General features: G+C 66.9%; 5 protein-coding genes and 2 tRNA genes. 2 read left to right on the top strand and 5 right to left on the bottom strand.

Features of this window, described 5'->3' with window-relative positions; translation table 11 throughout:
* Positions 1 to 192: 192 nt before the first annotated feature.
* From M3498_02050 to M3498_02065, 4 genes are all read right to left on the bottom strand, one after another.
* Positions 193 to 268, bottom strand: a tRNA-Ala gene (locus M3498_02050).
* Between the two features lie 72 nt (positions 269 to 340).
* Positions 341 to 1,417, bottom strand: coding sequence for a hypothetical protein (locus M3498_02055; protein ID MDQ3458080.1), 1,077 nt, complete (start codon positions 1,415 to 1,417; stop codon positions 341 to 343).
* A 10-nt stretch (positions 1,418 to 1,427) separates the two neighbouring features.
* Entirely contained in the window at positions 1,428 to 2,762 is a 1,335-nt protein-coding gene (gene radA, locus M3498_02060; protein ID MDQ3458081.1) for a DNA repair protein RadA, read from the bottom strand.
* Positions 2,763 to 2,866: 104 nt separating this feature from the next.
* Positions 2,867 to 5,071 (bottom strand): ATP-dependent Clp protease ATP-binding subunit, encoded by a 2,205-nt coding sequence (locus M3498_02065; protein MDQ3458082.1) that lies wholly within the window; start codon positions 5,069 to 5,071, stop codon positions 2,867 to 2,869.
* Between the two features lie 466 nt (positions 5,072 to 5,537).
* Between M3498_02065 and M3498_02070 the strand changes: the two genes are divergently transcribed.
* The gene (locus tag M3498_02070) at positions 5,538 to 5,918 is read left to right on the top strand and encodes a hypothetical protein (GenBank protein ID MDQ3458083.1); all 381 of its coding nucleotides are present in this window, start codon (positions 5,538 to 5,540) and stop codon (positions 5,916 to 5,918) included.
* Positions 5,919 to 6,082: 164 nt separating this feature from the next.
* Here the strand turns inward: M3498_02070 and M3498_02075 are convergent.
* Positions 6,083 to 6,169 (bottom strand) — tRNA-Leu (locus M3498_02075).
* A 172-nt stretch (positions 6,170 to 6,341) separates the two neighbouring features.
* On the opposite strand from M3498_02075, the gene M3498_02080 reads away from it, so the two are divergent.
* Positions 6,342 to 6,546 (top strand): TatD family hydrolase (locus M3498_02080; GenBank protein ID MDQ3458084.1); only part of this gene is annotated, 205 nt, incomplete at its 3' end.

Here is a 6,546-nt window from a genome sequence, read left to right on the forward strand (position 1 = left end):
CAGCTGAATCAGCTCATCTTTCTCCTGGTGAGATAATCCTTCCAGGGCAGGCAGCTTCTCGGGCAGTGAGGACATAGCGCTACTATTCACCTACAGGCATTAGATTGCAAGGGGGTTGAGTAAATACGATTTAGAAGACGTTTTTAAAGCGCCGGCGGGTTCTCTTTTTACTGTCCTACACATTGTTTCTTATGGTGGAGCCTATCGGACTCGAACCGATGACCCTCTGCTTGCAAAGCAGATGCTCTCCCAGCTGAGCTAAGGCCCCATGATGCCGTCCGCACGGCGTTCATGATGGTACGCGCTTTGGCCGTGCCTGTCAAGCCCAGCGCTTACGCGCCTAGTTGGCGTCGCGCAGCCGGGCGAAAACCATCCGGCCCATGTTGGTCTGCAGGTTGCTCGTCACCGCGACCTCGACCGTCGAGCCGAGAAGGTGGGCGGCGTCCTCGACGACCACCATGGTGCCGTCCTCGAGATAGGCCAGCCCCTGCCCCGGCTCCCGCCCCGGCTTGACGATCTGCAAGGACAACATCTCGCCGGGCAAGAGGACGGTTTTGATGGCGCCCGCGAGCTCGTTGACGTTGAGCACGCGCACGCCTTGCAAGGCCGCCACCCGGTTCAGGTTGAAGTCGGTGGTGATGAGGTCGGCGCCGCGCGCCTGACAGAGCCTGATCAGCTTGGCGTCGACCTCGCGGACCTCGGGGTAGTCCTCGCCTGTGACCTGGGCCTTGACGGCGGGCTGCTCGATGAGCCGGTCGAGCACCTCGAGGCCGCGCCGGCCGCGCTTGCGCCTGAGGCTGTCGTCGGCGTCGGCGATGTGCTGGAGCTCGCCCAGAACGAAGCGGGGCACCAGGAGAGGGCCGTCCAAGAAGTGACAGGCGAAGACGTCCACGATGCGGCCGTCGATGATGGCCGAGGTGTCGATCACCTTGGGCCGAGCCTCCGGCTCGGCCTGAGGCGGGCCTCGCACCGTGCCGGCCACGCCCGCCTCGCGCGCGAACAGCGACTTGTTGGCGACGAAAAACCACGAGGTCGACACGACCAGGGCCGCCGCGATGAACAGCGACCAGTACCAGCTGAAGCCCGGCACGCCCTCCAAGATGACGTTCAAGAGCACCGTGATGATGAGTGCCACAGTGGCGCCGACGCCCGCGGCCAGAACCGAGTCGGGCGGGATGCGCGCCAGGCGCTCGAGCACACCCTGCCACAGCGCCTCGGCGCGCAGGGCGAGCCGGGACGAGAAGAGGTAGCCGACGAGCAGGCCGACCGTCGTCAGGTAGAGCAGGTTGAGCGAACCGCTCAGGTAATCCGCCGCGATCAGCCGGTCCGCCAGAGAGAAGCCACCGATCCCACCCCCGAGCATGGCGAGGGTGCGGACGAGCAGAACGACAGCCGAAGTCGTGCCCGGTGAGGACATGACCCGCGGCTTATTCCCTCCACACGGCTAGGAGCGCCGCGTCCAGCGACCTTACCTCACAGGCCGCCTCGTGCGCCGCACCGGGCGGCCCCACAAAGCGCGTGAACTCGGCGCGCAGGGCCTCGCTGACGCGGCGCGGCAACTGCGCGACCGAACGCACCTCGCCGGCCAAGCCGACCTCGCCGGCCACCACCGTCCCCTCGGGCAGCGGACGGTTGGTCACCGCGGAGTAGACGCCTAAAGCCACCGCCAGGTCGCTGCCGGTATCGGTGAGGCGCAGGCCGCCGGCCACGTTCAGGTAGACATCGAGGCCGGCCAGCGGCAGCTCGAGCCGGCGCTCCAAGACGGCCAAGACCACGTCCACCCGGCGCGGGTCGAGGCCCTGCACGATGCGCCGGGGCGAGGCATAGGGCGACTTGGCCGCCAGGGCCTGGACCTCCAGGAGCAGCGGGCGCTGGCCCTCGAGGGCGGCGACGACAACGGAACCGGGCACGCCGCGGGGGCGCTCCGCCAGGAAAGCCTCCGACGGGTTGGCGACCGCCCGCATCCCCTCCCCGGCCATCTCGAAGACGCCCACCTCGCCGGTGGCGCCGAAGCGGTTTTTCATCGAGCGCAGGACGCGCAGGCCGGCGGCCGACTCGAGCGCCAGGGTGGTGTCGACCATGTGCTCGATCACCTTGGGCCCGGCGATCGCGCCCTGCTTGGTGACGTGGCCGATGAGCACGAGCGTGCTGTCCGCTTCCTTGGCCGCCCGGGTGAGCAGCGCGGTCGCGTCTCTGACCTGGGTGACGCTGCCCGGCGTGCCCTCGTCGCCCGCCAGGAGCGTCTGGATGGAGTCGACGATGACCAGCCTGGGCGCGGCCCGGCGGAAGTGCTCGGCGAGTGCGCGCGCGTCCGTCTCGCGGGTGAGCCCAAGCGTCGGCGCCACGCCGAGGCGCTCGGCGCGCAGCTTGACCTGCGAGAGCGACTCCTCGCCGGCCACGTAGAGTGCGCTGCGGCCCGCGCTCACCGCCTCGTGGGCGAGTTGCAAGAGGAGCGTGGACTTGCCGATGCCCGGCTCGCCCGCCAGCAGAATCACCGCGCCCGCCACCCAGCCGCCGCCCAAGACCCTGTCGACCTCGCCGATGCCGCTCGAAAGGCGCGCGGCCTCCTGGCTCTCGACCTCGGCGAGGCTCTGCACGGAGAGGGGCGTGGCCAGGTTGGCCCGCCGAGCGGACGCCGCGGTCGGCGCCTGGAGCCGCGCTTCCATCGTACCCCAGGCACCGCAGCGGGGACACTTGCCCATCTGCACGGGCGACTGGGTGCCGCAGTCGGCGCAGACATAGCTGGTCGTGACCTTAGCCATAGGCAAGCAGAGGGCGCGGTGAAAGAGGCCTGAAAGGGTGCGGAGGAGCAGGGGCCAAAAGGCCAGGCCCCTTCCAGCGCCCAGCCCTCGACCCCTGCTCCCCCCTAGACAACTGGCATCGGCCGGGCGAAGATGATCTCTTCACCTTCGACGGTGACGATGAGCGGCTCATCGCTACCGCTCTTGAGGAGTTCCAGGGCCAGCGGGTCCTCGATGTACTCGCGCATCACCGCGCGCAGGGGCCGAGCGCTGTCGCCCTTGGGCATCTTGTCGACGAGAAAGCTCGCCACCTCCACCCCAAAGGAGACCTCGATGTCGCGGCTGGCGAGGTCGTCCTTCATCTCGTCGAGCATCCTGCTGGCGATGTAGAGGACGCCGTGCGCGTCGAAGGTCTCAAAGGCGATGACCTCGTCCAAGCGGTCCAAGAACTCCGGGTTGAAGATGGTCTTTAAGGGCGCCTGCACGTCGCGGGTCGTCTCCAGGAAGCCGACGGTGTTGCCGAGGTTGAAGCCGGTATTGGAGGTCATGATGAGAATCACCCGCCTGAAGTCGACGGTGCGGCCCAAGCCATCGGTCAGACGGCCGTCATCCAAGACCTGCAAAAAGGTGTTGTAGATGTCCGGGTGAGCCTTTTCGACTTCGTCTAGGAGCACCACCGAAAAGGGCTGGCGGCGGATGGCCTCGGTGAGGCGGCCGCCCTGCTCGTGGCCGACGTAACCGGGGGGCGCGCCGATCAGCTTGGAGATGGCGTGGCCCTCCTGGTACTCGGACATGTCCAAGCGCACCAGCGCCCGCTCACTGCCGAAGAGCTCGGTGGCGAGCTGCTTGGCCAAAAAGGTCTTGCCCACGCCCGAGGGGCCGACGAAGAGAAACGAGGCCGAAACGCGGGTGCGACCGCCCAGCCCCACCCGGGCTCGGCGCAAGGCGGCGGCAAGCGCCTTGATCGCCTTGTTCTGGCCGACCACACGGGTCTCCAGGAGCTCTTCGATGTGGGCGAGCTTGTCGTCGTCGCGGTCATCGACGTAGATGCCGCCCCAGGAGTCGACGACCGACTCGACGTCCTCGCGGCTCACCACCGGGGTGCCGTCGGCCTCCTCGAGGACGGGAAAGCCCAGGGACTTGTTGAGCCGGGTGCGCGCGGCGGCCTCGTCGATGAGGTCGATGGCCTTGTCGGGAAAGTTGCGGCCGGGCAGGCTGCGCTCGCCGTAGCGCACCGAGAGCTCCAAAATCCCCTGCGGGATGAGGACGCCGTGGTGGTCCTCGTAGCGCTGGCGCAGGCCCTGGAGGATCTCCAAGGTCTCCTCGGGCGAGGGTTCCAAGACGATGACGGGCTGAAAGCGGCGCTCCAGGGCAGCGTCCTTTTCGATGTAGCGGTGGTACTCGCCGGTGGTGGTGGCGCCGACGACCTGCACCTCGCCGCGCGACAGGGGCGGCTTCAAGATGTTGGCGGCGTCCAAGGTGCCCTCGGCGCCGCCCGCGCCGACGAGGGTGTGGATCTCGTCGATAAAGGCCACCACCTTGGCGCTCTTGAGCTCTTCGATCACCTGGCGCAGCCGCTCCTCGAACTCGCCGCGGTACTTCGTGCCGGCGACGATGTTGGAGAGGTCGATGGAAAGCACGCGCACGCCGCGCAGGTTGGGCGGCACCCGGCCCTCGACGATGGCTAGGGCCAGGCCCTCGGCGATGGCCGTCTTGCCGACGCCGGGGTCGCCGATCAGAACCGGATTGTTCTTGGTGCGGCGCGAGAGGATCTGGATGACGCGGCGGATCTCCTCGACGCGGCCGATGACCGGATCGAGCTTGCCGTCTCTAGCCTGTTTGGTGAGATCGCGGGCGTACTCGTCCAAAAAAGGGGTGTTGACCGTCTCGGCCTGCGCCTTGGGGTCGGCGGCGGCCAGGATGCGCCAGCGCACCGTGTCCACGTCCCTGGTGAGCTGCTGGAGGATGCGGTAGGCGACGCCGTCGCCCTCGCGGATGATGCCGAGCAGGATATGCTCGGTAGCGATGACGGTCGAACCCAGGGAGCGAGCCTCGCTGCCGGCCAGTTCCATCACCCGGCGCGCCCGCGGCGTGATGGCGGCGGTCTCATTGCGGGGCAGGCCGTCGCCGCGGCCCACCATCTCCTCGACCTGACGGCGAAAACCCTCCAAGGTCGCGCCGAACTCGCCCAACACGCGGCTGGCGGTGCCGCCCTCGCGCATGAGGCCGAGGAGCAGGTGCTCGGGGCCGATCATGGCGTGGCCGAGCTTGGAGCCTTCCTCTCTGGCAAAGTGAAACACCAGCCTGGCACGGTCGTCATACCGGTTCAAAATAGCCCCCTTCGTACGAGCGGCCTTTCGACCACCCCAAATATAACGGCCTCTGCCTCAATCATAGCGGCCAGAATCATAGCGGCCAGCAGGAGGTTGCGATCCATAATGCTACACCCATGATGCCATACTACGCGGCTGACGTCCCCTAACGAAGGGGTCTTCGTTACTTTCCCAATCACTTTCCCAAGAGTCTTGACGGTGCGTGAACATCGCTCTCATCTTAACGCCTCTTCTAAAGGAGTCCCGTGACGTTGCAAGCATCCTACCCGAGGCAAGCATCATACCCGAGCTCGAGGCCGCTTGGTAAGTGCCCTCCGTAGGCAAAGGTGATACGGCAAAGGTGATACGGCAACAGCGCCCCTACCGAGCTGAATATCGCTATAATCACTTCTACCTACCAAGCTGTTCGGCTTGGCATGACGTTCATGACGTCAAGGCAACACCCATCAAGGAGGAGGCCCCTATGCCCATGGAACGCGCAACGCTCGCCGGCATCTCCGGCTACGGTGAACTCAAGGTGGTCCGCTCGGCCGAGGATCACGTCGAGGAGATCGCCGGCCTCTGGCGGCTGGCCGACGAGGCGGCGGACGCAGACGCGCTGCAAGATTTGCGCCAACGGAGCGAAGGGCTCAGCTACCGGGGACCCATCACCGACCCGCTCTACCCCGACGTGCGCGAGGCCGAGCTCGAGGTCAACGTCACCGGCATCGAGACCTACACCTACGATGACGGCGACGGCGCGACCCGCGACGTCGTCCGGCTCAAGGCCTCCGGCCCCCTCGGCTATGAGGGCACGGCCAGGCGCGCCGAGCGGGCGGAGGAGCCCGTCATCGACGAGAGCTGAGCGGAGGGCTGAGCCCTCCGCAGCGGACCCAGCACCCAACCGCGCCCTGTCGTCTCGAAGGGACCGTCCGGTTGGAACTGAAATCCTGTAGCTGTAGTTAAGCTATAAAACCTCCAAAAAGCGAGCCTCGCTTACTGCGAGGCTCGCTTTTTGCGTCCCTGACGTGGTGCCGAAGGCGGGACTTGAACCCGCACATCCTCACGGACACACGACCCTGAATCGTGCGCGTCTACCAATTCCGCCACTTCGGCGCACAGCTTGCGCCCCGGGCAAGGGCGAAGGTGCAAGCGCTATTGTACCCGGCTCCCTTTCAGAATGTAAAGGGCCTCTGAGGCAACCGCCAGGCAACCGTGCGGGGCCTTGGAAAGCCCTTACCCCTCCCACGGCGCCGACCGCGCCAAAGCCACTGGGTATGCTGGGCACATGACCGACACCCACTGCCACCTCGACTTCTGCGACGACCCCGCGGCAGCGGCCGACCCGGACCTGGCGGCCATCATTACGGTCGGCACCACGGTAGCACGCTCCGAAAGGAGCGTAGGCTTCGCCGAGCGCCTCACGAACGTGTGGGCGGCGGCCGGTATCCATCCCAACGACGCCGGGGACGCGGCGGAGAGGACCGCCCGCG

The organism is Deinococcota bacterium, assembly GCA_030858465.1.
In the GTDB taxonomy this organism is placed as follows: domain Bacteria; phylum Deinococcota; class Deinococci; order Deinococcales; family Trueperaceae; genus JALZLY01.